General features: G+C 54.3%; 17 protein-coding genes. 9 read left to right on the top strand and 8 right to left on the bottom strand.

Going from position 1 to position 26,150, the window contains the following annotated elements; genetic code table 11:
* Positions 1-29: 29 nt before the first annotated feature.
* The 3 genes from PT964_RS09015 to PT964_RS09025 all read left to right on the top strand — a co-directional run bounded on the left by PT964_RS09015 (position 30) and on the right by PT964_RS09025 (position 3,085).
* Positions 30-1,370 carry an N-acyl-D-glucosamine 2-epimerase gene (locus PT964_RS09015; protein ID WP_274363023.1) on the top strand — a complete coding sequence of 447 codons (1,341 nt, stop codon included), beginning with the start codon at positions 30-32 and terminating at the stop codon, positions 1,368-1,370.
* Between the two features lie 142 nt (positions 1,371-1,512).
* Positions 1,513-2,232, top strand: a complete 720-nt coding sequence (locus PT964_RS09020; protein WP_274363024.1) for an N-acetylmannosamine-6-phosphate 2-epimerase — start codon at positions 1,513-1,515, stop codon at positions 2,230-2,232.
* A gap of 37 nt (positions 2,233-2,269) precedes the next feature.
* Positions 2,270-3,085 (top strand): MBL fold metallo-hydrolase, encoded by an 816-nt coding sequence (locus PT964_RS09025; protein ID WP_274363025.1) that lies wholly within the window; start codon positions 2,270-2,272, stop codon positions 3,083-3,085.
* A 44-nt stretch (positions 3,086-3,129) separates the two neighbouring features.
* Here the strand turns inward: PT964_RS09025 and PT964_RS09030 are convergent, their stop codons facing one another.
* The 5 genes from PT964_RS09030 to PT964_RS09050 all read right to left on the bottom strand — a co-directional run bounded on the left by PT964_RS09030 (position 3,130) and on the right by PT964_RS09050 (position 7,587).
* Positions 3,130-3,942: a creatininase family protein gene (locus PT964_RS09030; RefSeq protein ID WP_274363026.1), complete on the bottom strand. Its 813-nt coding sequence runs from the start codon at positions 3,940-3,942 to the stop codon at positions 3,130-3,132.
* A gap of 98 nt (positions 3,943-4,040) precedes the next feature.
* Entirely contained in the window at positions 4,041-4,754 is a 714-nt protein-coding gene (locus tag PT964_RS09035) for an IucA/IucC family C-terminal-domain containing protein (protein ID WP_274363027.1), read from the bottom strand.
* A complete protein-coding gene (locus PT964_RS09040) occupies positions 4,744-5,574 on the bottom strand; it encodes an ABC transporter ATP-binding protein (protein WP_274363028.1) in 831 nt (276 codons plus the stop codon). Before PT964_RS09040 ends, PT964_RS09035 begins: the two co-directional genes overlap by 11 nt.
* Entirely contained in the window at positions 5,571-6,608 is a 1,038-nt protein-coding gene (locus PT964_RS09045) for a FecCD family ABC transporter permease (RefSeq protein ID WP_274363029.1), read from the bottom strand. The genes PT964_RS09040 and PT964_RS09045 overlap by 4 nt, the downstream gene beginning before the upstream one ends.
* Positions 6,598-7,587, bottom strand: a complete 990-nt coding sequence (locus PT964_RS09050) for a FecCD family ABC transporter permease (protein WP_274363030.1) — start codon at positions 7,585-7,587, stop codon at positions 6,598-6,600. Before PT964_RS09050 ends, PT964_RS09045 begins: the two co-directional genes overlap by 11 nt.
* 174 nt (positions 7,588-7,761) lie before the next feature.
* Here PT964_RS09050 and PT964_RS09055 point away from each other — a divergent pair, with 174 nt between their 5' ends.
* Positions 7,762-8,787: an ABC transporter substrate-binding protein gene (locus PT964_RS09055; protein WP_274363031.1), complete on the top strand. Its 1,026-nt coding sequence runs from the start codon at positions 7,762-7,764 to the stop codon at positions 8,785-8,787.
* A gap of 370 nt (positions 8,788-9,157) precedes the next feature.
* Here the strand turns inward: PT964_RS09055 and PT964_RS09060 are convergent, their stop codons facing one another.
* From PT964_RS09060 to PT964_RS09070, 3 genes are all read right to left on the bottom strand, one after another.
* Entirely contained in the window at positions 9,158-10,021 is an 864-nt protein-coding gene (locus PT964_RS09060) for an IS1595 family transposase (RefSeq protein WP_274363032.1), read from the bottom strand.
* A 628-nt stretch (positions 10,022-10,649) separates the two neighbouring features.
* On the bottom strand, positions 10,650-15,173 hold the full coding sequence (locus tag PT964_RS09065; RefSeq protein ID WP_276507936.1) for a glutamate synthase-related protein: 4,524 nt from the start codon (positions 15,171-15,173) through the stop codon (positions 10,650-10,652).
* A 544-nt stretch (positions 15,174-15,717) separates the two neighbouring features.
* Complete coding sequence (locus PT964_RS09070) at positions 15,718-17,022, bottom strand: glutamate-1-semialdehyde 2,1-aminomutase (protein ID WP_274363034.1); 1,305 nt, start codon at positions 17,020-17,022, stop codon at positions 15,718-15,720.
* A 696-nt stretch (positions 17,023-17,718) separates the two neighbouring features.
* On the opposite strand from PT964_RS09070, the gene PT964_RS09075 reads away from it, so the two are divergent.
* The 5 genes from PT964_RS09075 (at position 17,719) to PT964_RS09095 (ending at position 26,145) form a co-directional block, all read left to right on the top strand.
* Positions 17,719-19,095 carry an ABC transporter substrate-binding protein gene (locus PT964_RS09075; protein WP_274363035.1) on the top strand — a complete coding sequence of 459 codons (1,377 nt, stop codon included), beginning with the start codon at positions 17,719-17,721 and terminating at the stop codon, positions 19,093-19,095.
* Positions 19,096-19,227: 132 nt separating this feature from the next.
* Complete coding sequence (locus PT964_RS09080; RefSeq protein ID WP_274363036.1) at positions 19,228-22,182, top strand: extracellular solute-binding protein; 2,955 nt, start codon at positions 19,228-19,230, stop codon at positions 22,180-22,182.
* Between the two features lie 27 nt (positions 22,183-22,209).
* On the top strand, positions 22,210-23,154 hold the full coding sequence (locus PT964_RS09085; RefSeq protein ID WP_274363037.1) for a carbohydrate ABC transporter permease: 945 nt from the start codon (positions 22,210-22,212) through the stop codon (positions 23,152-23,154).
* Positions 23,155-23,169: 15 nt separating this feature from the next.
* On the top strand, positions 23,170-24,072 hold the full coding sequence (locus tag PT964_RS09090) for a carbohydrate ABC transporter permease (protein ID WP_274363038.1): 903 nt from the start codon (positions 23,170-23,172) through the stop codon (positions 24,070-24,072).
* 27 nt (positions 24,073-24,099) lie between these two features.
* A complete protein-coding gene (locus PT964_RS09095) occupies positions 24,100-26,145 on the top strand; it encodes a YIP1 family protein (RefSeq protein WP_274363039.1) in 2,046 nt (681 codons plus the stop codon).
* Positions 26,146-26,150 lie beyond the last annotated feature (5 nt).

Raw genomic sequence — 26,150 nt, forward strand, 5'->3', positions numbered from 1 at the left:
CAACCCACCTACGGATTGGATGATGCAAATTGGATAAACGGCACGCGCTTTACGGTCCCAGCATTCAAGTGGACCCGTTATTTCCGTATTATTTGAACCGTTCCTGCGACAGCATCGCGGACGAAATTGCCGTTTCCGGCTACGGAAGCGTTCATTATTTCGTCGTCAACGAAAACATCGTGAACGGCGAGCTGATCGAAGCGTTCCGGCGAAGAGGCATCGCCGTATGGGCGATGGTGCTCGGCAACGGGACGTTCTCCACCGAGCGTTTCCCGGCCGACTGGCCGAGCTGGCAAATGGAGCTGCTGCAGGAGACGAACGACGGGTTTACGCGGTTCTCTCATTTTTGCAGCGAGTATGCCGAGTGGAAGAAAGCGGCGATGGCCAGGCTCGTGAGCGATTACCCGTTCGACGGGATCGAGATCGCGGAGCCGTATTTTCCCGAGTGGGACGGAATCGAAAGAGGCGTATACGGAGATGTAGGCCCGCACGCTAGGCGGCGGTTTATGGAAATATACGGACTGCCGATTCCTCACTTCCGGGATACGCAGTCGCCGAATTACTATAAGACGAATAAAGAGCTTTATGCCAAATGGGTCGAATTTCGCGTTGACGCCGTAAACGGCTTTATCGACGAAATGATCAACGGCAAGGGAGGCGTCCGGGAAGCGCGCCCCGACATTCTCGTCGCCACGTGGTCGCTCGCTATAGACGCAGGCCCCGATTCGGCATCGCTGCTAAGGGAGCATCAAGGCTTGGATGCGCCGTCCATGGTCGCCAAGGTTCGCCCCGACATTCACTATTTCCAGACGCATTGGCCGGATTGGATAAAGGGCGAGGCCGATTTGCCCCCGAATTATATCGAGCGCTATAAGCCGTTCGCGGACGCCGTGCGCGCGATGCACCCGTCGCTTCCGCTCGCCGTACAGGCGGATATCGGTTCATCGACGGCGATGATCAAGAGCGCGGAATGGCTCCGGGCGTTCCAATCCCATGCGCACCGATTGGGGTTTGCGTCTTGGACCGCATACGAATATCATATCGGCGGGTATATGTATGAAGAGCCGCCGGTGCCCCGGTTTGCGGAGCGTCACGGTACGAACGGGATCATCGTCTCCTTCAGCAAGAGGATCGACCCGAAGTCGGCGGAAAGCGCCGGCAGTTACGTTCTGCCGAAGCTGCCGCGCGGCATCGGCATCGAAAGCGTAAAGGTTGACGGGAATCGGCTGATCTTGAATATGAACGGGCTGCCGAAGCATCCGTTTGAAATCGAATTCGCCGGGATCACGGATACTCCGCCTCTATGGTTATATTATAAGGATCGGGAACCGAACCGGATTCCTCCGGGTTTGAAAGTCATTGTACCGTAGATAAAACTCCCTATCGCAGAAGAGTGAAATGCAATTTATTTTGGAGGAAATATCCGTCATATTATCGTAATAAAAAATATTATCCCTTTTTGGCCGTTCCAATGGTATAATAAAAATATTAAAGATGGAATTAGGTGAATATATGAGCAAAGGGATTATTCAAAGCCTCAAAGACGGTTTTGTCGTATCATGCCAAGCATTGGAGAATGAGCCCTTGTACGGCTCATCGGTTATGGCCGCAATGGCGGCTGCGGCCGAACAAGGCGGCGCCGCTGCGATCCGCGCAAACACCCCGCAAGATATAGCCGCTATTAAGAAGGCTTGTTCCTTGCCGGTGATAGGTTTATATAAAAAATCGTACCTCGATTGCGACATTTACATTACTCCGACCATGAAGGAAGTTACCGAGGTGGTCGAAGCCGGCGCGGAAATCGTAGCGATCGACTTTACGCAGATGCCCCGCCCCGCAGGCGAATCGCTGGAGGATCTCATTGCTGCGGTTCGGGAGAATTTCCCTTCCGTATTGATCGTGGCCGACATTTCTACATTTGAAGAGGGCGTCATCGCCATGGATCTCGGCGCAGATCTCGTATCGACGACGTTGTCCGGCTATACGCCTTACAGCAAGCAGCAGGAAGATCCGGACATCGAGCTGGTGAAGCGGCTGGCCGACTTGAATCGGACTCCCGTACTTGCGGAAGGACGCATATGGACGATCGAGCAGTGCATAGAGTGCTACAAAGCCGGAGCGCATGCCGTTGTTGTAGGGACGGCGATCACTCGCCCGCAGATCATTGTAAAGCGTTATGTAGATACGATTCGCCAGCAAATTCGCTCGACGACGCTGGAACAAAGCTCGTAAGAGGAATCAGCTTTCCGCAAAGGAGCGAAGTTAAGGGATGAAAATTCATATGCTGGGCACGGCGGCCGCGGAAGGGTTTCCCGCATTGTTTTGCCGCTGCAAACATTGCGCCCGCGCACGAGAGCTTGGGGGGCGCAACATGCGGACCCGCAGCTCCGTCATCATCGACGACTGCTTAAAGGTCGATTTCCCGCCGGATACGTTGTATCACGTCCACCGCGACGGGATCGACCTCGGCTCCATCACCGAGATGATCGTTACGCACACGCATCTGGATCATCTTCAGCCGGTCGATTTGGAGATGCGGCTGCCGGTGTACGCGCACGAAACGGCGGACCCGCTGACGATTTACGGCCACGATGCCGTCATTCGCGCATGCAAGAGCGCCGTCAGCTCTGCCGGCGAACGGCTAGCCTTCAAGCTGATCCAGCCGTTCCAGACGTTCGAGACGAGCACGGCTCGAATTACCGCGCTCCCGGCCAATCACGACCCGAACGAAACGTGCTTGCTGTATCTCATCGAGCGGGGCGGCAAAACTCTTTTCTACTGTCACGATACGGGGCTGCTGCCGGACAGCGTTTGGGATTACCTGCAGAATAATAACGTCAAGCTCGATGCGATTATTATGGACAGCACGAACGGAAATTTCCCGTTTACCGGCGGACATATGAATATCGAAGCGGTGATCGGGACGAAAAACCGAATGTTCGAGCAAGGAATATTACACGAACAAAGCACTGTCATCGCGACGCATTTTTCTCATAATATCGGTTTAATGCAAGAAGATCTGGAAGCGATCTACTCGCCTGAAGGCATCGTTACGGCATACGACGGTATGATAATTCACATATAACCGCAAAAAACGGCTGCAGCAAAGCAGCCGTTTTCCTATGTTCATCAAAGCTTGGCGATCCCGTCGCACCGGTCGAAAAATTCCGTCTGCAGCTCCAGCGCGCTCCGATCCTCTTTGATTCGCTTGACGACCTCCGCAAAATTCCGCGCGCAAAACTCCAAATACGCCTTGCCGTATTCCGCGGTGGATAAAGACGGGTCGCCCGCAATTTGGTTCGGGAACTCCATGTACCAATGAATGCCTGCGGCGACCTTGCTTTCCGCAAGCCAACGGCCGCGACCCGTAGCTTCCCATTCTCCCGGATTCAGTCGGTCCATGTGAACGAGCGTCGGATCGATCGCCAATATTTCGGACGTTTCCATATGATCGGCATGACCGTAATCGTCAGGCGTCTCGAAATTGCTTTCGAGAGCCTGATGCTGCTCCGGCTTCAGCTCCCACAGGTCGTATGTATAGACGACGTAATCTTTACGTTCATCGAGCATCGTCTGTGCAAAATACCGCAAAAAGTTATTGTTCCGGCCATGTCCGTTCGCAAGCACGATTTTGTTGAAGCCGTTCCGTCGGATTTCCTTGCACACCTCGCCCAGCAGCCGCATTTGCATGTCGCCGCTCAGCGCCACCGTGCCGGCATGATGCTTCACCTCCGACACTTGACCGAAAATATAATATGGAAAAATGACGAAGGGTTCGATTGCGGCGGCCTTCTCCGCGACGTCTCTCGCGATCATCATATCGGTGCCGAGCGGAAGATGGTCGCCGTGCTTTTCCAGACAGCCGATTGGCAGAACGCATACGCGCCCCGTCGACACAACCGCCTCCTCGAACTCTTTTGCCGTTAAGTTTTCCCATAGCATAATGCTTTCCCTTCCTTCATTTAAAAATGCCCCGCCATTTCCATACGAAAATTCCACATATAGTCACCGGAATCCTCCATTAACGCAAAAAATCCCGACTATGTCGGGATTCGGCCCGTTCGCTCCGTAAGCGGGCAGCCTTTGCACTTGTTAGCCCCCGGAATTTGTACGCGCAGGCAGCAAGTATTGCGAAACGGCGCGCATGAGCCGAACAGCGGGTTAACGGTATATTCATCGCCGAAGAGGGCGGCTTCGGCGGTTTGCGTAATATAATCGTAATCTTCTTTAATGATGCGCATCCGGCCGTCATCCGAAGCTTCTTCCATCCATGTACGGTAAAAATGATGAATATATACGGCCGCGTTGTCCCATAAAATATCGGATCTTATGCCGGTAAGTCGGATCAGAGCGTTAAAGACGAGCGAAAAGTTGCCGGCGAATAATGAATGCAGCGCCGCATCCCGCATTTCGTTTCGGGAGGCCGAGGCGCGGGACGGCAATGGAGCGGCGCCTTTTTCGTTGATGGCGAAAGGCGGGTCGCCCGGAAAAAGCAGCTCAATATCCTCAAGTGCAGCCCGTACCGGCATGTCTTCCACGCTTAGCGAGTGCAGAAAAGAAATGCAATGGGTACGGCAATACCACTTAGTGAATTGCGATGCGGTTACTTTCGGCTTGCCGCAATTCAGCGCGCGCTCGGCAACCTCCAGAATCGATCGGGCGCCTTCATCCGTTAAGAAGGCGGCTGCATCGACGGCCAAAGGAATGCTTTCTGCCGAACCTTGCAGCGCCGCTGCTTGGTTATTATTCGGCATGAACGCTCACCCTTTCCGGCTCGTAGCCTGCGACGTTCCGGCTGCCGATCGGAATGCACATCGGCGTCCCGTAGACGGGATCGGCCAGCAGCACGCTTTCCATCCCGAACACGTCGCGGATGAGCCGGTCCGTGACGATTTCCGCAGGCGAGCCCTGTGCGTAAACCGCGCCTTCCGAAACCGCGACGATGTGATGCGCGTACCGACACGCGAGATTGATGTCGTGAAGCACCATTACGATGGAGCGCTTCTCTTTCTCGTTCAGTTCTGCGAGCAAATCGAGCACCTCGATTTGATGCGACAGATCGAGATAAGTCGTCGGCTCGTCAAGAAGAATCGTATCGGTTTCCTGCGCGAGCGTCATGGCGATCCAAGCCCGCTGTCGCTGTCCTCCGGAGAGCGAATCGACCTGCTTGCCGCTATGCTCGGACATGCGGGTCGCCTGCAGCGCCTTATTGACGGCCGTTTCATCCTCGGCGGACCATTGCTTCAGCCATGTTTGGTGTGGATAGCGGCCTTGCTTGACGAGCTGCAGCACGGTCAGCCCCTCGGGAGCCGCCGGACCTTGCGGGAGGATGGAAAGCCGTTTGGCGACTTCCTTGGTCGAATGGCGGTAAATATCTTTGCCGTCCAGCATGACGGACCCGCCTTCAGGCTTTAACAGACGGGCGAGCGAACGGAGCAGCGTCGATTTTCCGCAGCCGTTTCTCCCGATCAGCACCGTTATTTTTTGTTCGGGAATGAGCAGGTTCAACTCGCGAAATATCGGCTTTCCGTTCGCATATCCGAGTGTCAGCTCTTTGGCTTCGAGTGCATTCATGGACGAGCCCCCCTATACAGCATATAAATAAAAAACGGAGCGCCGACAGCGGCGGTAAACACACCTGCAGGAATGTCGTTCGGAGGGAACGCGGTACGCGCGATCGTATCCGAAACGATAAGGATCAACGCCCCGATCAGGGACGAAACCGGCAGCACGGCTCCGAAGGACGGGCCGACAAGGCGGCGGGCCATATGCGGCGCGATCAGCCCGACAAAACCGATGGCTCCGACCTGAGATACGGCGGCCCCTGCCAGCATGGCGCTGAGGAGAATGAGCACCGTTCGATCGAGCGTAATCCGGCTGCCCGCGCCTTTGGCCACATCTTCGCCCAGCTCGTGAAGGTTGGCCGTTCTCGCGAACGCCAAAGCGGCCGGAAACAAGACGGCGGCCCATACGGTCAGGGTGAACACGTTGTCCCACGAGCTTCCGTATATACTGCCGGTCAGCCATGTAAAGGCTTGGTTCGCGATATAATGCGGGCTTGTGACGATGAGCAGAGACGAGACGGAGCCCATCGCCGTTTGCATCGCGATGCCGATCAGCACAAGTCGAAGCGGCGACACGCCGCCTTTCCATGACAGCGCGAACAGCAGCAGCGCCGTTATCGCCCCTCCGGCAATCGCCGACACGGACAGCCAAGCGATCGGGTAAGCGCCGGTCGTCAGTACCAGGAACGCAACGCCTGCTGCCGAAGCGCCTCCGGTAACCCCGATAATGTCCGGCGATGCCAGCGGGTTGCGGGTGATGCTTTGCAGCAGCGCTCCCGACCCGGCAAGGCAAACGCCGGCGACGATCGACATGGCGACGCGTGGAAGCCGGAACGAATTGAGGATCGTTTGCTCCATCTCGCCGCTTCGGCCGAACAGTGCCTTAAGCACTTCCGCCGGGTGAATCCATAAGCTTCCGATTCCCGCGGCGACGCAGCCGGCTGCAAAGACGGCAGCGAGTAAAATAGCTGCCCATAAAAGGAACCTTTTTTCAATTAAGAATGAAAAGGTTCGGGTACGAACCGAAAATGTTCTACGACTCATATTTGTTCTGCCTCGCAATCCATACAAAGAAAGGAACGCCGACAATGGCCGTGACCACGCCGACGGGTAGCTCGTTCGGCATGGCGATCCACCGTGCGCCGATATCGGCGGCGAGCAGCAGGCAAGCGCCGAGCACTACGCAATAGGGCAGCAGCCAGCGGTGATCGTTCCCGGTAAAATACCGCGCGATATGAGGGACCATGACGCCGATAAAGGCGATCGGCCCCGCTACGGCGACGGAGGCGCCGGCCAGAAGGACGACTGCAACCGCGGCTCCGAGCTTAAGCAGCCCGGTCCGTTGGCCGAGCCCGCGGGCGACGTCTTCCCCGAGCGCGAGAATATTCAGCGGCCGTGCCAAAGCGAGCGCAAGCGCGACGCCTGCCGCCATATACGGCACGACCGGCGTCAGCATCGGCATTTCACGGCCGGCGACCGAGCCGACGAGCCAGAACAGCACCTGGTCGAACGTGCGGCCGTTGACAAGCAATATCCCTTGCGTGATCGAAGAGGCGAAAGCCGTAACCGCCGCACCGGCAAGCGTGATTTTTATCGGCGAAGCTCCGTCGCGGCCCATCGTTCCTAAACCGTAAGCCGCAACCGCGGCGACGGCCGCTCCGATGAAAGCGGCTGCCGTATACTGTTGCAGCGACGAGATATTGAATAGGGAGATCGCCACAATGATAGACAGTACAGCCCCTGCGTTCACTCCGAAAATGCCGGGAGACGCAAGCGGGTTGCGAGTGATCGTCTGCATGACGGCGCCTGCGGTAGCCAGGCAAGCACCGACGGAAGCGGCGACAAGCATGCGCGGCAAACGGATATTGCGAATAATCAGATGTTCGGATAAAGACGGGTCAAAAGAAGTGAACGAATGAAAGGCTGCGTTCCAGCTGATACTCCGGCTTCCGTAAGTTAACGATAAGAAAGCGAGGACCAAAGCCAGAACACAAAAGATAAGCAGAGTGTACGACTTTTTCATCAATGAACATCCTTCGATTGATAAGACTAACGTTATTGTATGAGAATCGTTCTCACCTGTCAATGAAGTTGAGAATCATTTTCAATTTGTCGTTGACAATTATTTTTCGAGTTTGTATATTAGGTCGTAGCAGATAATAATGAGAATCATTTTCATTCGGAGGGGTCGGCAAGGATGTTAAAAAAGAGATCATGGTTAAATGTCGGATTCGCACTAATGTTTTGTTTCGTACTCGTTTTGGCGGGCTGCGGAAGCGCAGGAGGAAGCGGAAACGGTGCTGAGAGCGGAGTCACAGGCGATGACTCGCAGCAACAGCCTGCCGCGGAAGAGCCTATAGGTGAAGAAACGGCCAGCGTAAGAACGATAGCCCACATCATGGGTAAAAGCGATGTTCCGGAGCACCCGCAGCGGGTCGTCGTTCTAACCAACGAAGGTACGGAGGCGCTTCTTGCATTAGGCGTAACGCCGGTCGGGGCGGTCAAATCGTGGACCGGGGATCCTTGGTACGCTCATATTGCGGATCAAATGAAAGATGTAGTGAATGTCGGCGAGGAGAGCCAGCCGAACCTCGAGTTGATTGCGGGGCTGAAGCCGGATTTGATTTTGGGCAACAAAATGCGCCATGAGAAAATTTACGGGGAGCTTTCCGCGATCGCGCCGACGGTATTTACGGAGACGCTTCGGGGAGAGTGGCAGGACAACTTTAAAGTATATGCCGATGCCTTGAATCGAAAGGCGGAAGGCGACAAGGTGCTGGCCGATTATGAGGCGAAAATTAACGATTTGAATGCTAAGCTCGGCGATCGGCTGTCCACAAAGGTTTCGCTTGTGCGATTTATGGCGGGCGACACGCGCATATATTATAAGGATACGTTCGCAGGAGTAATCTTGGAGCAAATCGGTCTGGCGCGTCCCGAATCTCAGGATAAGGATGACTTTGCGGCAAGGAACGTAACGAAAGAGCGTATTCCGGAAATGGACGGGGATATCCTGTTCTACTTCACATACGAAACCGGTGACGGGGGCGCGTCTGCGGTGGAGAAGGATTGGATCAACGATCCGCTGTGGAAGCAGCTTCAAGCCGTGAAGGCCGGCAAAGTGTACAAGGTGGACGATGCGATTTGGAATACGGCCGGCGGCGTGTTGGCGGCGAACTTGATGGTAGATCAATTGGCACAATACCTTGATGAAGCGAAATAAATAAAATATCACTATCGTCTAAGCCGGGTGAAGCCCGGCTTTCTTTTGTTTGTTCTACGTCGCTTCGCCTTAGGATTTGGCATTGGCTATGGCTTTATGCTGGAATGTTCCGCGCTGCAAATTAGGGGATGGCATGGGGGGGGCCGGCTCCCTTTTTACCGTTATCCCTTCCGCTCAGCACCACAAAATGATAGTTCACGTGCGATCGGGAGACAGAAAGAATGCTGGATGACACAGGTACTGGAAAAGAATCAAATAGGATGGGAGTTTCCTTCGGCCGATCTTCATTATACCGCTATCCCCATCACTCAGCTTAATAATCAAGTATAGCGTCCTAATCAAATGTAGCGTCATTTGCTCGTAATCGAGATCACGCACAGCATTTTATATAATTTGTGTCCTCTTGTTTCTTCATACAAATACCGCAAAGCGAGTCTATTATCGATATATTCGTACGCAGCGACTGATTGATTCGGAAGCAAAATTCATCCATATACGCCTGTAAATACTTCGGACCGATTCCGTGAAAGGTACGGTTAATCCAGGTTCTGGCTTCTTTGAACAGTTGAGGGAGCAAACTCTCCTCATGGATGCGAAACCGCTTGAGTATCACAGTATCATAGTTTGCAGCCGCCACATGCCGCTCGATAAAGTCCTTCTCCCCCGATCGATCCAAACGTTTTCCGTCCATATGATGCTTAGGAATCTTCTTTATTTTCACTTGGAGAGGTTCGCCGTTAAATTGAAATGCGGCGCCGACCATAACCGGATGCTCCGAAGAATGAACCACAAAAGGCTGGCGATAATAGTTGCGGCCATAGAATGACAACGCAGCTTTAACTTTGCCGGAAAGGGGCTCCAGCACGTCCAATCGCGAGATTGCGCTTCGTATTTTGTTGAGGATGGCCCAGGCCGTTTTGTAAGTCACCTGAATTTCTTTAGCGAGCTGAACCGCATTGATGCTCTCGGCTCGGCACAAAAATTGGATAGCAGTCACCCATTTAAGCAGCGGAGTACGGCTTCCTTCCATGACGGTGCCGACGGTAATCGATGTTTGATGACGGCACGATCCGCATTGGTACAAAGGCAGTCTTCGGGTGCGAATGACATAAGCCCGTGTATGCCCGCAATGAGGACAAGCATAACCGTTCGGCCATTTCAATCGATAAAAATATGCTACACAGCTTTCCTCTGAATTCAGATTCATCAGATCGAATCCGATAATGGAAGTCATATAGATCGCCGCCCTAACATTATATTAAAAACATTATACCAAACAAATGTTCGCAAATCAATATTTTTAATCCAAATTAAGGGATTTTTTTCGTGCGACTGGTGCTGTCCGCGTGTCTGAGTCATGGGGATAGCGATAAAATGGAGGTGCGATGGGAAGAAAGCCGACAGTACGCAGGAGAATGGAGAAGCGGGAGAAACCGAATCATGTGTCGCCGATATTTATATGAACCAGGGATTGATCAAAAAGGGCGATGCGGAAGGAAAGTTAGTTCATTGGAACAAGCTGAGGTGTTGGGATATCGATCAAAAGGAAGCGCGAAGGAGCTTGTCGGGGTCGGTGAGACGTGGGGAGAAGAGAGAGGATGAGATAGAAGATTGATGGAGATGCAAGCCGGGGAGTGGAGTGAGGAAGTGAGAAAGTGAGGAAGTGAGGAAGTGGGGGGAGTGAGGAAGTTTAGAAAGTGAGGAAGTAGGGAAGTAGGGATGTAAGGATGTAAGAATGTAAGGATGTAAGGATGTAAGCCCGGGATCGGGAGAAGTGTAGTAAGGAAATGGGAAGCATATTGCGTGTGAAACGCAAAAAAACCCTGCAGTACCATTAAATGGACCTGCAGGGTATTCAGCAATTATTCGGTTGCTACCGATTGGTCTGCCTGCATCGTTACAGGAGAGATCCGTACGAAGTGAGCGTCGAGGTTTTCGAGTAAAGCTGCGACCTTGGCGGCTGAATCGGCTTGACCCGAGTTTGCGAGCTCGTCGCGGTATTGAGAAAGCAGTTCAGACAGATCCGCCTTGCTCTTGTCGCCAAGCTTCGCAATGTTCACCTTCGCACCCTTCGCGACACGGCGTTCGATCGCCGCGACATCCAAACCGAGCTCCGGCTGGATCCGCTGGTAAATGACGCCGCCCGTCATTCCGGCGCAAATCCATGGACCCGGGTCGCCCATAACGACGGCACGGCCGTTCGTCATGTATTCGAATGCGAAGCCCTTCAAATTCGCTCGGCCGGCGATATTGCCCAGATCGTCGCGGAGCGGTCCGGCGAGCTCGCCGCCGAAGATGACATCCGCGCCGGAAAGGCGGATGCAAGCGCGGGAGTCGGCATTGCCTTGAACGATGAACGTTCCTTTCTGAGCGCCGTAAGCGAACGATTTGCCTACGGAGCCGTTGATGAATGCTTTATGCTTGCCCGGCGCTTTTAAGATGGCGATTTTGCCGCCGAACGACATTTTGCCTACGCCGTCCTCTGCGCCGCCATGCACGGTAATATTTACGCCGCGGGCGTTGAATGCGCCGAGGCCGTTACCCGGCACGGAGCCGTCCGACAGCACGAGCGAGATGTCCGGCAAATTGTCGTATTTGCCGTTGAAGCGGTCGCGCACTCGGTTCGAGGAGAAGCGGGAACCGATAATGCGCGTTTCCGCGCTCACCTTGCTCCAGTTGCGATGAATCGGCGCATCGAAGCTCAAGCTGCTCGGATACATGCCTTCCGCGCCGACAGCTGCGATAACCGATTCTGCCGATGCGACCGTAGCAGTCGCGTCCGCGGTGCTGGACGTCTTAATGAACTGGATCGGTGCCGGACGAAGGATGGCCGACAGGTCGATCTGATCGTGATAAGCGACTTGCTGGAGAAGATCGGAGCGTCCGACCAAATCTTGAGCGTTCTTAAAGCCGAGAGCCGCAACGATTTCGCGGACTTCCTCGCCCATCGCGGAGAACAACCGCACAAGCGAATGAACCGCCGTATCGAATTCGCGAGGCACGAAACGGCGAAGGCCTTTTTCTTCCGCTTCATGCATGGAGTCGATTTGCGTCGCGATGCCGACGTGGCAAGTGTCCAAGTGGCAGCCGCGGCATGCCGTACAACCGATCGCTTGCATGGAGATGGATGCGAAGCCGCAGCGGTTTGCGCCGAGCATCATCATCTTCACGACGTCGGCGCCGGATTTCATGCCGCCGTCGGACCAGAGCTCCACTTTATGACGAAGTCCCGCTTCAATCAGGGCGACGTGAGCAAGCTTGGTGCCGATTTCGGTAGGCAGTCCGACATGCTGAAGCGAGTGCATGCGCGCCGCGCCCGTACCGCCGTCAAAGCCGGACAGCGTGATGACGTCCGCGCCCGCTTTGGCGACGCCGACGGCAATGGTGCCGATGCCCGGAACGACCGGGACTTTGACGATGATTTTCGCTTGGTGGTTGCTTGCTTCCTTCAATTCGCTGATCAGCTGCGCCAAATCCTCGATCGAATAAATATCGTGATTGTTCGACGGCGAGATCAGGTCGGAGCCGATCGTCGCATTCCGCGCTTCCGCGATTTTGGACGTTACCTTGGAGCCCGGCAGGTGACCGCCTTCGCCCGGCTTCGCGCCTTGGCCGATCTTGATTTCAAGGAAGGCCACCGCGTTGGCCAGCTCGACATTGACGCCGAAGCGTCCGGAAGCAACCTGCGCGCCGCGGGTCCGCTTATAGCGGCCGAGCATATCTTTGATTTCTCCGCCTTCGCCGTTCATCGTTACCATGTTGAGACGCTCGCCCGCTTCCGCATAAGCGCGGAACGCGATTTCGTTCTGCGAGCCGAAGGACATGGACGAGATGAGCATCGGCAAGTCGTGATCGCCTACCGAAATGTTGACGTCGGAAGGTGCGAGCGGCTTGCGGCCTTCGGACAACGCCTTCTCGTAGTTGAAATCGGCGACGTGGCGAATGGAAATCGGATTTTTTTGTTCTTCTTCCCGAAGCTTGTCGCGATAGTCGGAATAAGGCGCCTGACCGGCAGCCGCTTCGACGAGCGCCTTCCACATCCGTCCGAAGAAGTGGAAGTTTCTCGCCGATTTCGCCTTCGGGTTGTTGTTGTAGTCTTCGTAACGGGCTTCGGCGTCCTTTTCGAGCTTATCGAAGCCGGTGCCGCCCGTTTCGCTTCCTAAATAGTTGACGATATCGAGCATCTCCGCCACTTCGGGGTGCAAGCCGATCGCGGAGAAGAAACGGGTATAACCGCGAACTTCATGCGTTCCGATCGTGGAGATGACTTTCTCAAGCCCTTTCTGTAGAGCGGTGAATACCTTGCGCGCAGATTCGGCGCCGTTCTTGGCCGATGCGGTTGCAAACAACGCATATGGCGAAATGAGATCCGCGCCTAATCCGGTCGCGACCGCGATATCGTGCAGGCTGCGGATCGCCGCGGAGCGAAGCACGATGCTCGCTTGACGGCGAAGATTGTCGCCGCCGTCAAGTTTTACGGAACGGAGCGCGATATCGACGCGCGATACGGCAAGGTGCGGGTCCATCCACAGCTTGTCGTTGTTGTTCGCTTCGGAATCGTCGAGCACGATCAAGGACGCGCCTTCGCGAACCGCAGCGATAACATTTTCCGCAAGTGCGTCAATAGACGCTTTGAGAGACGCTCCTCTCGGGAAGGAGAGGGAGAATCCGCGCACCGACGATCCGAACGCCGCGACGAGCTGTTCAAGGGAAGGCTGTCCGAGCGCCTCGAAGGAGCCCGCGCCGTTCGAGCCTTCCAAAAGAAGCGGAGCCGGCAGTTCCATGCGCAGGCGGGCGTCCACTTCCCCGTAAATCGACGAACGCGGACCGATGACCATGCGCGTGGAGAAATGCTCCTGCTCCCGGTCGCGGTCAATGGCCGGGTTCGTTACGACGGCAACGCTCTCTTTAATGAAATCGGGAATATTTTTGCGTTCCGGATTGATCGCCGCCAGCGGTCCGTCATGGCCGAGAGAGCGGATCGGCTCGGCGCCGGTTTCGGACATCGCTTCGATCATTTGGATGCCCTCGCGGTCCCAGCCTGCCGCCGAATACAGCGCATCGGTCACTTGCACGTCAGGATACGGAGCCGCTTCCGGGAACTCATTTTCATAGAACAAATGCTTGTGCATTCCATCGAAATTGGTGCGCTTCTTGGCGCGTTCCAGCACGATCGTCTGCAGCGACTCGTAAGGAATGACTTGGATATGTTCGCCGCGGTTCAATACGACGCCGATTTTTTCGCCCGGAGCGATCGGTCTCGGCTCGGCGACCATTTCTCCTACGGTAATAATGCCTTGCTCGGAGGAGAAATAGAGGGAGGTTTCGCTTTCAACCATCCATACCGGACGCAGTCCCAGCGCGTCGACGCTGAATACGCATTCGTTGCCGTAGCGGGATACGATGCCCGCCGGACCTTGTGCATAATGGCCCCAAATTTGGCGATAGTAAACATAAAGATCTTGGAGCTCTTCGCGGAAATGCTTCATTTCGTTGTAGATCGGCGGGAACACAAGCTCCATCGCTTCAAACAGCGAAAATCCGAAACGGTGAATGAACGTCTCGATCGTACGGTTCATATCCTGAGAGTCGCTGCCGCCGTCTACGAGGGGAACGCCGACCATATCGGCTTCGGAGCGCATCTTCTTCACGGTGTTGATTTCGCCGTTATGGCCGAGGAGCGAGAACGGCTGTACGCGGAAGAAGTTCGAAAGCGTATTTGTGGAATAGCGGTTATGGCCGATCGTAGCCTGCGCTGCGAACAGCGGATCTTGCGTATCCTTGAAATATTTCGGCAAAATGCTCGCCGAACCAAGCACTTTATAAGCGGCGGTCACGTTGCTGAGCGATGCGACGTGAACGTTGTACTTGGTCTCGATTGCAATGTGAAGCTCAAACAGCCGGTCGGCAATATTGCCTTCGCCTTCATATAGGCCGGTTACCTGCCAGAAGACAGGCTCGTCGTTTCGGCCGTTCGGTCCGAGTACGGTGCTGTTCACCTGGTTTTCCTGCTCCAGGACGATAGCTGCGCCGTGTTGCTCGAACAGCTCGCGTATGCCGGCCTGCATATCCGCCGCGGAAATGTCCAGCTTGCGGGGCACGAAAATATGCGCCGCGAAAAAACGGTCGTCATAGGCGAGTGAACCGTCTTTGCCGGCTTCCGCCAGTCTTTTCTCCCATAACGCGCGCGGAATATCCGTCAGGATGCCGCAGCCGTCGCCTTCTCCGTCAATAAAGCCCGAACGGTGTTCCATTTTGACGAGCGCTTCGATCGTCTTTTGGACGTTGTCCCGGGACGGATGACCGTTTTTCTCAATGATGCAAATAATTCCGCAGCTATCGTGCTCTTGCAGCAACAGGTTTTGAAATAAACCTTCGTTCTTCATAGCTTGGTTCATGTGTTTGGCGGTCAGAGATGGTCCTGACCTTCACCTCCTATAGAAATGAAATAAAATTTGCATAATTATGCAGTTAAACGAATAAAAAAATAGTATTCAGTTCGGAGATGCAATGCAAGACAGTGAAAAACGATCCGCAAAAGCCGAAGGGATACTGCAAACAAACGAGTTTATGACGTATGAGAAACCACGGAAGACACCGCGGAAAATCAAGGAAAATCGCTTACATACGCCGGATGGTAAAAGTAAATACAGAATATCACGAAATCTGACATACGACAATAAAGAAACGTCGTGTAAGCGTTTTTAACATGTATAAAATTATTTATAGGACTGAATAAAAAATATTTTTTGGAATTGTCGGACAATTCGGAAAAGGGGCGGTTTTTCGCGGATTTCCTTGATTTTTCGCGGTATTTTCACGGTATATTGAAGGCGGACCTCCCGGGGTCAAGAGAGTCCGGAAAGGTCCGCCATGAGAAAATTTTCGAGAGAAAAAATAGTTTGTGAGATAATCTGACAAATGTTTTGTTTACATACGAGCAAATGCTTTCTTCGCGGCTTCGATGGTGAAATCGACGTCTTCTTCGGTATGGGCCGTCGTCAGGAACCAAGCTTCGTATTTGGAAGGGGCCAAGCAGACGCCTTCCTCAAGCATCGCGCGGAAGAAGCGGGCGAACATTTCGCCGTCGGCCGCCTGGGCTTCTTCATAATTGGTAACCGCGTGGTCGTAGAAGTGCGTGGAGAACGCGCCGCGGATGCGGTTGATCGTCAGCGGGATGCCGCGGGCGGCTGCAAGGTCGGCCAAGCCGCCCGCAAGCGCTGCGGCGAGCGAGTCGAGCCGCTCGTAAGTGCCGGGGCGCCGCAGCTCGGCGACGCAAGCTATTCCTGCGGACATGGACAGCGGGTTGCCTGCGTGCGTTCCCGCCTGATAGGCGGGCCCGAGCGGAGCAACCTGCTCCATGATGTCCGCGCGGCCGCCGTAGGCGCCGATCGGCACGCCGCCGCCGATGATTTTGCCCATGGCCGTCAAGTCGGGCCGAATCGTTTCTGCGTTCCCTTGCGCAAGGAACGTCGACGCCGCTCCCCAATGGAAGCGGAACGCAGTGATGACCTCGTCATAGATGACGAGCGCTCCGGCTTCGCGGGCCATCGTGCACAAGCCCTCCAGGAATCCGGGCTTGGGAGGCACGATGCCGAAGTTGCCGACGATCGGCTCGACCATGACGGCGGCCGTCTCCGGTCCCCAGCGCTCCAGCGCCGCCTTCAAGGCGCCCAAGTCGTTGAAGGGGACCGTGATGACGGACTCGGCGACGCCGACCGGCACGCCCGCGCTGTCCGGCACGCCGAGCGTGGACGGGCCGGAGCCGGCGGCGACGAGCACCAGGTCGGAGTGGCCGTGGTAGCAGCCCGCGAATTTGATGATTTTCGTCCGGCCGGTATAGGCTCTCGCCACGCGAATCGTAGTCATGACCGCTTCGGTGCCTGAGTTTGTAAAGCGAACCTTGTCGAGCGAAGGTATCGCTTCCTTTAATAGCTTCGCAAATTCGATCTCCAGCTCCGTCGGCGTTCCGTACAAAATGCCGTTCTCCGCCGCTCGCGAGATCGCCTCCGTTACCGCAGGGTGCGCGTGTCCGAGAATAATCGGGCCGTACGCCGCTAGATAATCGACGTATCGGTTTCCGTCGGCATCCCAGAAATATGCTCCTTGCCCCCGCTTCATAAATACGGGCGTACCGCCGCCGACCGCTTTGAACGAGCGGGACGGCGAGTTCACGCCGCCTACGATATGCTGCTGCGCTTCCTTATATAGCTGGTGCGACTTCTCGTGATTCATCGGATCGATTCCTCCATTCAAATGTTCAACACGGATTGGTGGTTTTTTCCAGAAAAAAATGGAGGAGATTTCCTCTCGACAATATTTTTATAGAAATTTATTCCGTGTATAATGATGGTGATGGTATAATGATTTTATCCGAAATAAACCTCTATTAAAAACAAGTTTTATCCGGCATCAGAAAGGTTAAACCTTTTGTTTCCGCAAAGTCAAGAGTCAAGCAATCCTTCCGATTCTAGCGGCACATCCGCGATCTCTTCAAAAAATATGCTAAACAAAAAAATATTTCCTCCAAATTTTAATTATATATTGAATGTTTCCTCCTATGGTGGTAATATATTCTATATGAAAGCGCATTCTTTGCAACGGCATTCACGGTTTAAACGTTTGCAAAACGGAGCTTGTTCAGGCGCGTTTTTAGTAGAAAGGCCTTGTACATATGTAAGGAGGTGGTGCTCCTTTTCCCCGTGGAAACGAATTTTGAGCATTGCATTACGGATGAGCAAGCTGGGGGATCATTGGATGCGGAAAGTAAAGGTGGCTCAGTCTTTATTCGGGTCGGTCCGGTATTTTCACACACGCGATAAACAGCACAAGATCGAGCCGAACGCAAGGAAACTGCTAATATGCATTTCGCATCTCGCAAAGAACGGTAGTTTATAACAACGGTTTCGATCAGAAAAAGGGAGGATTCAAATGAAAAGCAAAAAGCTCTTGTCTTTATTGTTGATCTTTACGTTGATCATCTCGCTGTTTGCCGCATGCTCCGGAGGGGGCTCCAATGACGCCGGCAAAGACGAACCGGCTCCTGCAACCGAAGGCGAAGATACCGGTACGGAAGCTGAGACGCCTCCTGCAGATAAACCGGCCGCGTCGGGGGAGAAGGTTGAAATTTCGTTCTGGTACGGCTGGGGCGGCACCGAGGGCGAAGCGATGAAGAAGCTGATTCAAAAGTTTAACGACAGCCAAGACCGCATCGTCGTAATCGGCACCGAAGAAGGCGATTACTCGAAGCAAACGACGGCAATCGCCGCAGGCAACCCGCCGGATGTAGCGAGCAACTTCGGCCATGCGACCGTACCGAACGGCGTAACCGGCCAAAACACGCCGCTTGACGCTTACATGGAAAAGTCCGGACTTGACGCTTCCGCATTCGTGCCGGGCGCCATCAAACAGCAGCAGTACGACGGCGTAACTTACGCGGTACCGCTCAACATGCATATCTCCATGCTTCTTTATAATAAGAAAATTCTTGCCGAAGCGGGCTACGACAGACCGCCGGAAACGATTCAAGAGATGGAAGAGTATTTCGACAAGCTCAGCCAAATCGAACCGACCGGCGAGATTAAGAGACTCGCATTCTACCCGAACCTTGATATTTACAGCTATGCGTATGTGTTCGGCGGCGGCTTCTATAACGAGTCCACCGGCGAAATTACTCCGCAAGACCCCGGTCTGATCGAAGCGATGAAATGGAACGCGAAGATGTGGAAGAAAGCGGGCGGAAGCGAGAAGATCAATCCGTTCACGGCATCTTTAGGCGGCTGGCTCACGGCCGAAGACCCGTTCTTCGTAGGCAAATACGCCATGACGTCCGGCGGCGAGTGGGTGCCGACGTTCCAGAAGAAGTTTGCTCCGGATCTCGACATGGGCATCGCTCCGATGCCGTATGACGCGAAGCACCCGGAAAAGAAAGGCGCAGGCACGGTAAATACAAGCACATTGTACATTCCGAAAGGCGCGAAGCATCCGGACGAAGCGTGGGAGTTCATCAACTGGTTCATGCAGCCGGAGAACGTCGCCGAGTGGAACGCCGCGATCGGCAACCTGCCTCCAGTCCTTGCGGCTCTCGACGTTCCGGTATTCGACAACGTTCCGGGCTTCAAAGAATTCCTTGAAGAGTCCAAAAACCCGAACCTCGTTACGTTCCCGGCTTCGCCTTACATGGCCGACTACATGAACGAAATCGGCGTCGCTTACAACGAAGTGCTTCTCGGCAACATGACGGCGGAGCAAGCGGCCAAGCAAATCGCCGACAAGATGGTTCCGATCCTGGAGAAACACAAGAAGTAAACGTGCAATCGATGATAATAGCGGTTTAGTAAGCATATGTGGACTCCTGCCCTCTCTGAGTGGGCAGGAGTCGGTATTATTATTCGGAAGTTCGGGTACGGAACAGGTTAAGGTTTTGGGGGTGGAGAAAATATGCGGTCTCAAACGATAGCGGTCAAAGTGCTGAAAACAAGCCTTCTTTTCTTTATACTGAGCAGCTTTGTCTTAACCCCTGCAGGATTGGGGCCGAGCGCGGACGCATCCGGCAAGCTGGCCGATAAATATAAAGATGCGCTCAAGCTGAAGCCGGTCGATTTTTCAGCCTTTAGCGAAGCGCAGCTGCCGATGTACGCAAACGTAGTTCAGAAGCAGATGGACGAAGGTGTCGCCGATGTGAAGGGCACCCGCGTCGAAATTTCTTCCGCCGCATACAGCGCCTTCGGTTCGCTGGCGAACGCGGCGCCGGAGCTGAAATCCGGAATCGGAGATAAAGCTCAAGAGGTATTGCTTTGGCAAGAGGATGTAGATTGGATCGAATGGCCGGTCGAAGTGCCGGAGGACGGTTTTTACAACATAGAGCTGACTTATTATCCGATTGAGGGAAAGCGATCTTCAATCGACAGAGCGTTAAAAATCGATAATCAGTTTCCGTTCAACGAGGCTCAGCGGCTTGCCTTTTACCGCATGTGGGCAGATAAGGCGGAGCCCGTGCTGAACAGCAAGGGAGACCACATTCGTCCGAAGCAGGTCGAGGTCCCGCGCTGGGAGACGGTCAGGCTGGTTGACAATGAGGGAAAGCACCCGGAGCCCTTCCGGTTTTATATGACGAAAGGAAAGCATACGCTGCGCATGGAGACGCTGAAGGAGCCGGTCGCAATCGAGAAGCTGGCGCTTGTGTCTCCGGAGGATCCTCCTTCTTATGAACAAGTGAAGCAGGCGTATGCGGACAACGGTTACAAGGAAACGAAGGACCGTTTCGTAAAAATTCAAGCGGAGAAAGCGTGGTACAAAACCGACCCGACGATTCGCAGGGAGTCCGGCTCGGATCCGCTCGTGGAGCCGGCGGCCGGCGGAAATTTGATCCTGAACGTGATCGGCGATTACCGCTGGCGAAAGGGCGGCCAGTACATAACCTGGAAGCTGGACGTGCCTGAGGACGGGCTGTACAAGATCGCCTTCAAGGTAGGACAGTGGTGGGGCGACGGCTTGCCGGGCTACCGCAAAATCGAGCTGGACGGCAAAGTTCCGTTCAAGGAGCTGGAACAATATTCGTTCCGCTACGACAGGGATTATTATATCGAAACGCTCGGCAACAAGAACGAGCACTACCTGTTTTATTTGACGAAGGGCGAGCACACGCTCAAAATGACGGCGCAGCTCGGACCGTACACCGACGTGATTCAATCGCTGTCGGACACGATCTTCCAGATTTCAAAGGTAAACCGCGACATCATCAAGGTTACCGGCACGAAGCCGGACTTGAACTTCCGATATGAGCTGGAAAAACGCATTCCGACGATCATCGGGGATTTGGATCAAATCATTGAGGGCTTGTCCTTCCAGATCGAAGAGCTGCGGGATATTGCCGGCAAATCGCCTGCGATCGTGGAAAGCCTTAAGATGATTCGGGATCAGTATCGGCAAATGAGAGAAAACCCCGACAAAATTCCGGTCATGCTGGAAGACATCACGAACACGCAAGGACAGCTCGGCAACTGGATGCTCAGCTTGAAGGAAACGCCGCTCGTCATGGATTATATTGTCGTCGCGTCACCGGATGAAAGAATGCCGCGTGCGATGTCGAATTTATTCCAGCGCATGTGGTCGATGACGCAAAACTTCATCACATCGTTCTACAAGGATTACGACAGTGTCGGCGACAACTTCGGCGGAACCGGCGAAAACAAGGTCATCGACGTCTGGGTCGGCAACGGCCGCGAGTGGGCGGAGCTGCTGAAGGATTTGGCGGACGAGGACTTCACGCCGGAGACGGGCATATACGTCAACGTCAATACGATTCCGGCCGGACAGCTTGCCGTCGGCTCGGCCAATACGCTGCTGCTGGCAGCGAGCTCGGGCAGGGCGCCGGACGTAGCGACGAGCGCGGCGTCGACGCTGCCGGTCGAGTTCTCGATTCGCGGAGCGGTAGCGGACCTGAGCAAGTTCCCGGACTTCGACGAAGTGGCGAAGCAGTTTCTGCCGGGGTCTTTGATCCCGTTCCAATACAACGGCGGCGTATACGCGCTTCCGGAAACGCAGGACTTCAACCTGCTGCTGTATCGCAAAGACATTTTGAGCGAATTGAATTTGGGTATCCCCGAAACGTGGGAGGATTTCTATAAGATGCTCCCGATCCTGCAGCGAAACGGCATGAACGCTTGGGTTCCCGCAGTGATCGATCCGTTCCTGTACCAGCACGGCGGCAGCTTCTATTCCGACGATCTTACCGAAACGGGATTGAATACGCCGGAAGCGTACGCCGCGTTCAAGGAATGGACGGACTTGTATACAAACTACCGGCTGCCGATTCAGGCGGACTTCTTTAACCGGATGCGCTCCGGCGAAATGCCGATCGGACTCGGCGGCTATCAAATGTACGTCCTGCTCGCAACCGCCGCTCCCGAGCTGGCGGGCCGCTGGGGCATCGCTCCGGCGCCGGGCATTCGCAAGGAAGACGGAACGGTCGACCGGACCGCCGGCGGCGCGGTAACCGGCACGGTTATTTTTAATGATTCCGATAAGAAGGAAGAATCGTGGCAATTCGTCAAATGGTGGATGAGCAAGGAAACGCAGCTTCGCTTCGGCCAGGAGCTGGAGTCGCTGCTCGGCGTCGAGGCAAGATGGAATTCCGCGAATATCGAAGCGTTCGAGGAGTTACCGTGGTCCAAGGAAGATTTGGCTACCTTTAAGGAGCAGTGGAAATGGTACCGCGAGCAGCCCGTCGTTCCCGGCGGATATTTTACGGCCAGACATATTGCCAATGCGTGGAACCGCGTTGTTTTATCCGCCGTTAATCCGAGGGAATCGCTTGAACAAGCGGTAAAGGACATTAATAAAGAGCTGAGGGCCAAACAGGAAGAGTTCGGCTTCAAGGTTTCCACCGAATAATCAGTACATGGAAGGGACGGATCTTCGATGGCGGAACAAACGGCGGCAATCGGCCGCCCGGCTATTCACAAGAAAAGGAGCGCGAGACTCGTTTCCCATTGGAAAGAGCATAAAATCAAATATTTTATGCTCGCCCCCTTTCTAATATTGCTAGCTGTATTTGTCATCATTCCGGTCGTATGGTCGATGGGCCTCAGCTTGACCTACTACAACATGCTGCAGCCGCCGAAATGGGTCGGACTGACAAACTACAAGCTCCTGTTTCTTGAGGACGACATATTTTTGACTTCGATTAAAAATACGATGGCTTTCGCGGTCGTTACCGGACCGATCGGCTATTTGATGTCGTTCTTCTTCGCTTGGATCATCAACTCCTTGCGTTTCAGCAACGCGTTCGCTTTGGCGTTCTATGCGCCTTCGATTACGAGCGCCGTCGCGCTGAGCGTCGTCTGGATGTACATCTTCTCCGGCGACCGGTACGGCATGATCAATAAAGTGCTGATCGATATGGGGATGATGGAACGGCCGATCATATGGCTGCAAAACCCGAACACGATGCTGTACGTCGTCATCTTCGTATCGCTGTGGATGAGCATGGGCTCCGGCTTCCTCGTGTTCCTCGCCGGCTTGCGCAACGTCCCGACCGATCTGTACGAAGCGGGAGCGATCGACGGCATCAAGAGCAAAATCCAAGAGATGTGGATGATTACGCTGCCGATGATGAAGCCGCAGCTGCTGTTCGGCGCGGTCATGGCGATCGTCGGCTCGTTCGCCGTGTTTGACGTCGCGGCCGTGCTAACCGGGATGCCGAGCGCCAACTACGCGGCCCATACGATCGTCGCGCATCTGTACGATTACGCATTTATCCGTTTCGACTTAGGCTATTCTTCGGCGATCGCCGTTGTGTTGTTCTTGTTTACATTCGTCCTGGGGCGCATCTGCATGCGCATGCTGTCCTCCAAGGACGAGTAGCGAGGGGGGAGAAAGATGCAGGCAACCGGCAAAAAATTGTTCCGGCAGACGGGGAGACCGGCTCTACTTAGAAGCTCGTGGTGGAAACGGGTCACCGTCAGCAAAGTGGCTTTATATACGATGATGATCGCGCTCGTATCGTTCACCTCCATGCCGATCATCTACGTCATCTCGACGGCATTCAAGCCGCTTGACGAGCTGTTCTTATATCCTCCGCGGTTTTTCGTCATGAAGCCGACGCTCAAAAACTTCAACGATCTGCTGATCGCGACCGACTCCATGCTCGTTCCGTTCACGCGGTACTTGTTCAACAGCGTATTTACAACGGTTCTTATCGTCGCGGGGAGCGTCGTCATTTGCTCCATGGGCGCATTCATCGTGTCGAAGTTCAAGCTTCCGGGGATGGACGTCATTTTCGCCATCGTTATTTCCGCGCTTATGTTTGCGCCGCAGGTTACGGCGATTCCGACGTACTTCGTCATTTCGAGCCTCGGCATCATCAATACGTATTGGGCTCTCATATTGCCCAAGCTTGCCGTCCCTTATAACTTCTTTCTCATGAAGCAGTTTATCGATCAGATCCCCGACCAGGTGCTGGAAGCGGCCAAAGTGGACGGCGCGAACGAATGGACTACGTTCTGGAGATTGATCATGCCGATCGTGAAGCCGGCTTGGATGACGGTCGTCATCTTCTCGTTCATCGGCAACTGGAACGATTTCTTCACGCCGCTGATCTATACGACGAGCGAAGCGATGAAGACACTTCCGCTGGCGATGGCGGGCGTATCCAACGGGGTGGTCGGCCGAATGGGCGCGGCCGCCGCAGGCTCCTTCCTGACGATTATGCCGACGATCATTCTATTTGTCATCGTACAGCGTCAAGTCATGGATACGATGGCGCACTCGGGTATCAAATAAACGAAAGTCGGTTGAGGGGGGGATAAGGTGAGAAAGCTGCGCATGTGGTTCAGAGTTCCTGTAATTGCGGTTATGATCGCGTGGATGTGCTCGTCGGCCGCGCTTGCTGCTCCGGCGGACGGTTACGTTATTGAAAAGGCCGGTTACCGGATTCCGATCCCGCTCGGTTATTCGGTGGAGCGGGTGCTGGCCAGCGACTATCAGCACGGGGCTTTAAAGACGCCGGAAGATTTGTTTATAGACAAAAAAGACAATTTGTATATCGTCGATACCGGCAACGACCGAATCGTGAAGATGGACAAATTCGGCAATATTTTGAAGGTGTTCGGCAAGGGCGAAAACGACGTCGAGTTTTACGGTCCCAGAGGCATCTTCGTGGAAGATGACGGCGATCTGTATGTCGCCGACACGGGAAACTCCAAAATCGTGCACCTTTCGGCGGAGGGAGAACTGATCGAGGAGTTCGTCGCGCCGGAATCGGAATTGATAGACAAAGATTTTCCGTTCACGCCGACGAAGCTTGTGCTCGACCGCGGCGGAAATATGTACGTCCAGAGCGGAAACGATTATCACGGGCTGATGGTCATCGACGGCCATAACACGTTCCAAGGATATATCGCCCCGAACAAGCTGCCCTTCAACCTGAAGGATTGGATTCTCCGGACGTACGCGACGAAGGAGCAGCGGGAAGCGCTCGGAAAAATCGTGCCTCCGAACCATCGCAACGTGACGATCGATTTGGAGAACGGTTATTTGTACACGGCGATCGAAAATACGAAACAAGACGAAATCAAGAGATTTAACTTTCTTGGCATCAACACGTATCCGAGCTGGCATTACGGTGAAATCTCCTTCCGAAGAGGAATTTTGACGACCGGCAACATCGTCGATTTGGCGATCGACAAGAACGGAATCATTACGGCCGTCGACTCGAATCACCGAAAGGTGTACCAGTTCGATCAAGAAGGCAACAACCTGCTTGTGTTCGGCGGCAACGGCGATCAGACCGGATTTTTCCAAGAACCGGTCAGCGTTGCGGTCGATTCCGAAGGGCTCGTCTATGTGCTTGACCGGCTGAGAGGCCAAATCCAGGTGTTCCGCGCGAACGATTTTACGGAGCTCGTTCATGTCGGCAGCCGGTTATTTCATGAAGGGCGCTATGAAGAAGCTTTGAAGCCTTGGAACGAAGTGCTCGCCATCAACAGCAACTACAACCTGGCGCACCGCGGCGTAGGCAAAGCGCTTTACAAAGAAGGACAATGGCTCGAAGCGATGAAGCAGTTCCGGCTCGGCGAGGATACGTCCAACTACTCCAAAGCGTTCAAAGAATACAGGCACGATGTGCTGCGCCATCAATTCGGCTGGGTCGTTCTCATTGCGACCGTTATTCTCGTTGCGCTCTACTTTACGATCGTGAAGCTTCATCAATATTCAAAAAGGCTTGAGTTTGCTTCCCACGGCCGGCCGCAAATCGAGAATGTGGTGCTTACGCTGTTTTCCCCAAGGGAAGCGTTCAGCCGGATTCAGAGCAATCCTTCGCTAATTGCTGCAGCCGTTCTCATTGCCGCCTTTATCGGGGCGAGATTTTTCGAAATTTACGTGACCAGCTTTCACTTTGCATACACGCGTCCCGAATTCGCCAATTTGGTGGAAGAAACGGCGAAGCTGCTCGTGCCGTTCTTCGCATGGGTCGTGTCGGCCTGGTCGATTACTTCGATCATGGACGGGGAATCGAAGCCGAAGCAAATATTGGTCGCATCTTCGTTCGCCATGCTCCCCTACATTATCGGGACCGTCTCAAAGACGTTGATGAGCAACATCCTGACGCACGACGAGCTCGGTCTATGGAATGCGATCAGCACCGGCGTATATTGGTGGATGGCGCTCATGCTGTTCTTCATGATCATGTCCATGAACGATTACACGGCCGGACGGACGATCTGGGTCATCGTCGTCACGATCTTTACGATGATTGCGCTGCTGGCGATCGGCATTCTGTTCTATGTGCTGGTCGGACACGTGATCAGCTTCTTCAGGGAGCTGTTCCTGGAGCTGTATATTCGAAGCTACTAAAAAGG

The organism is Paenibacillus thermotolerans (assembly GCF_028745515.1).
In the GTDB taxonomy this organism is placed as follows: domain Bacteria; phylum Bacillota; class Bacilli; order Paenibacillales; family YIM-B00363; genus Paenibacillus_AE; species Paenibacillus_AE thermotolerans.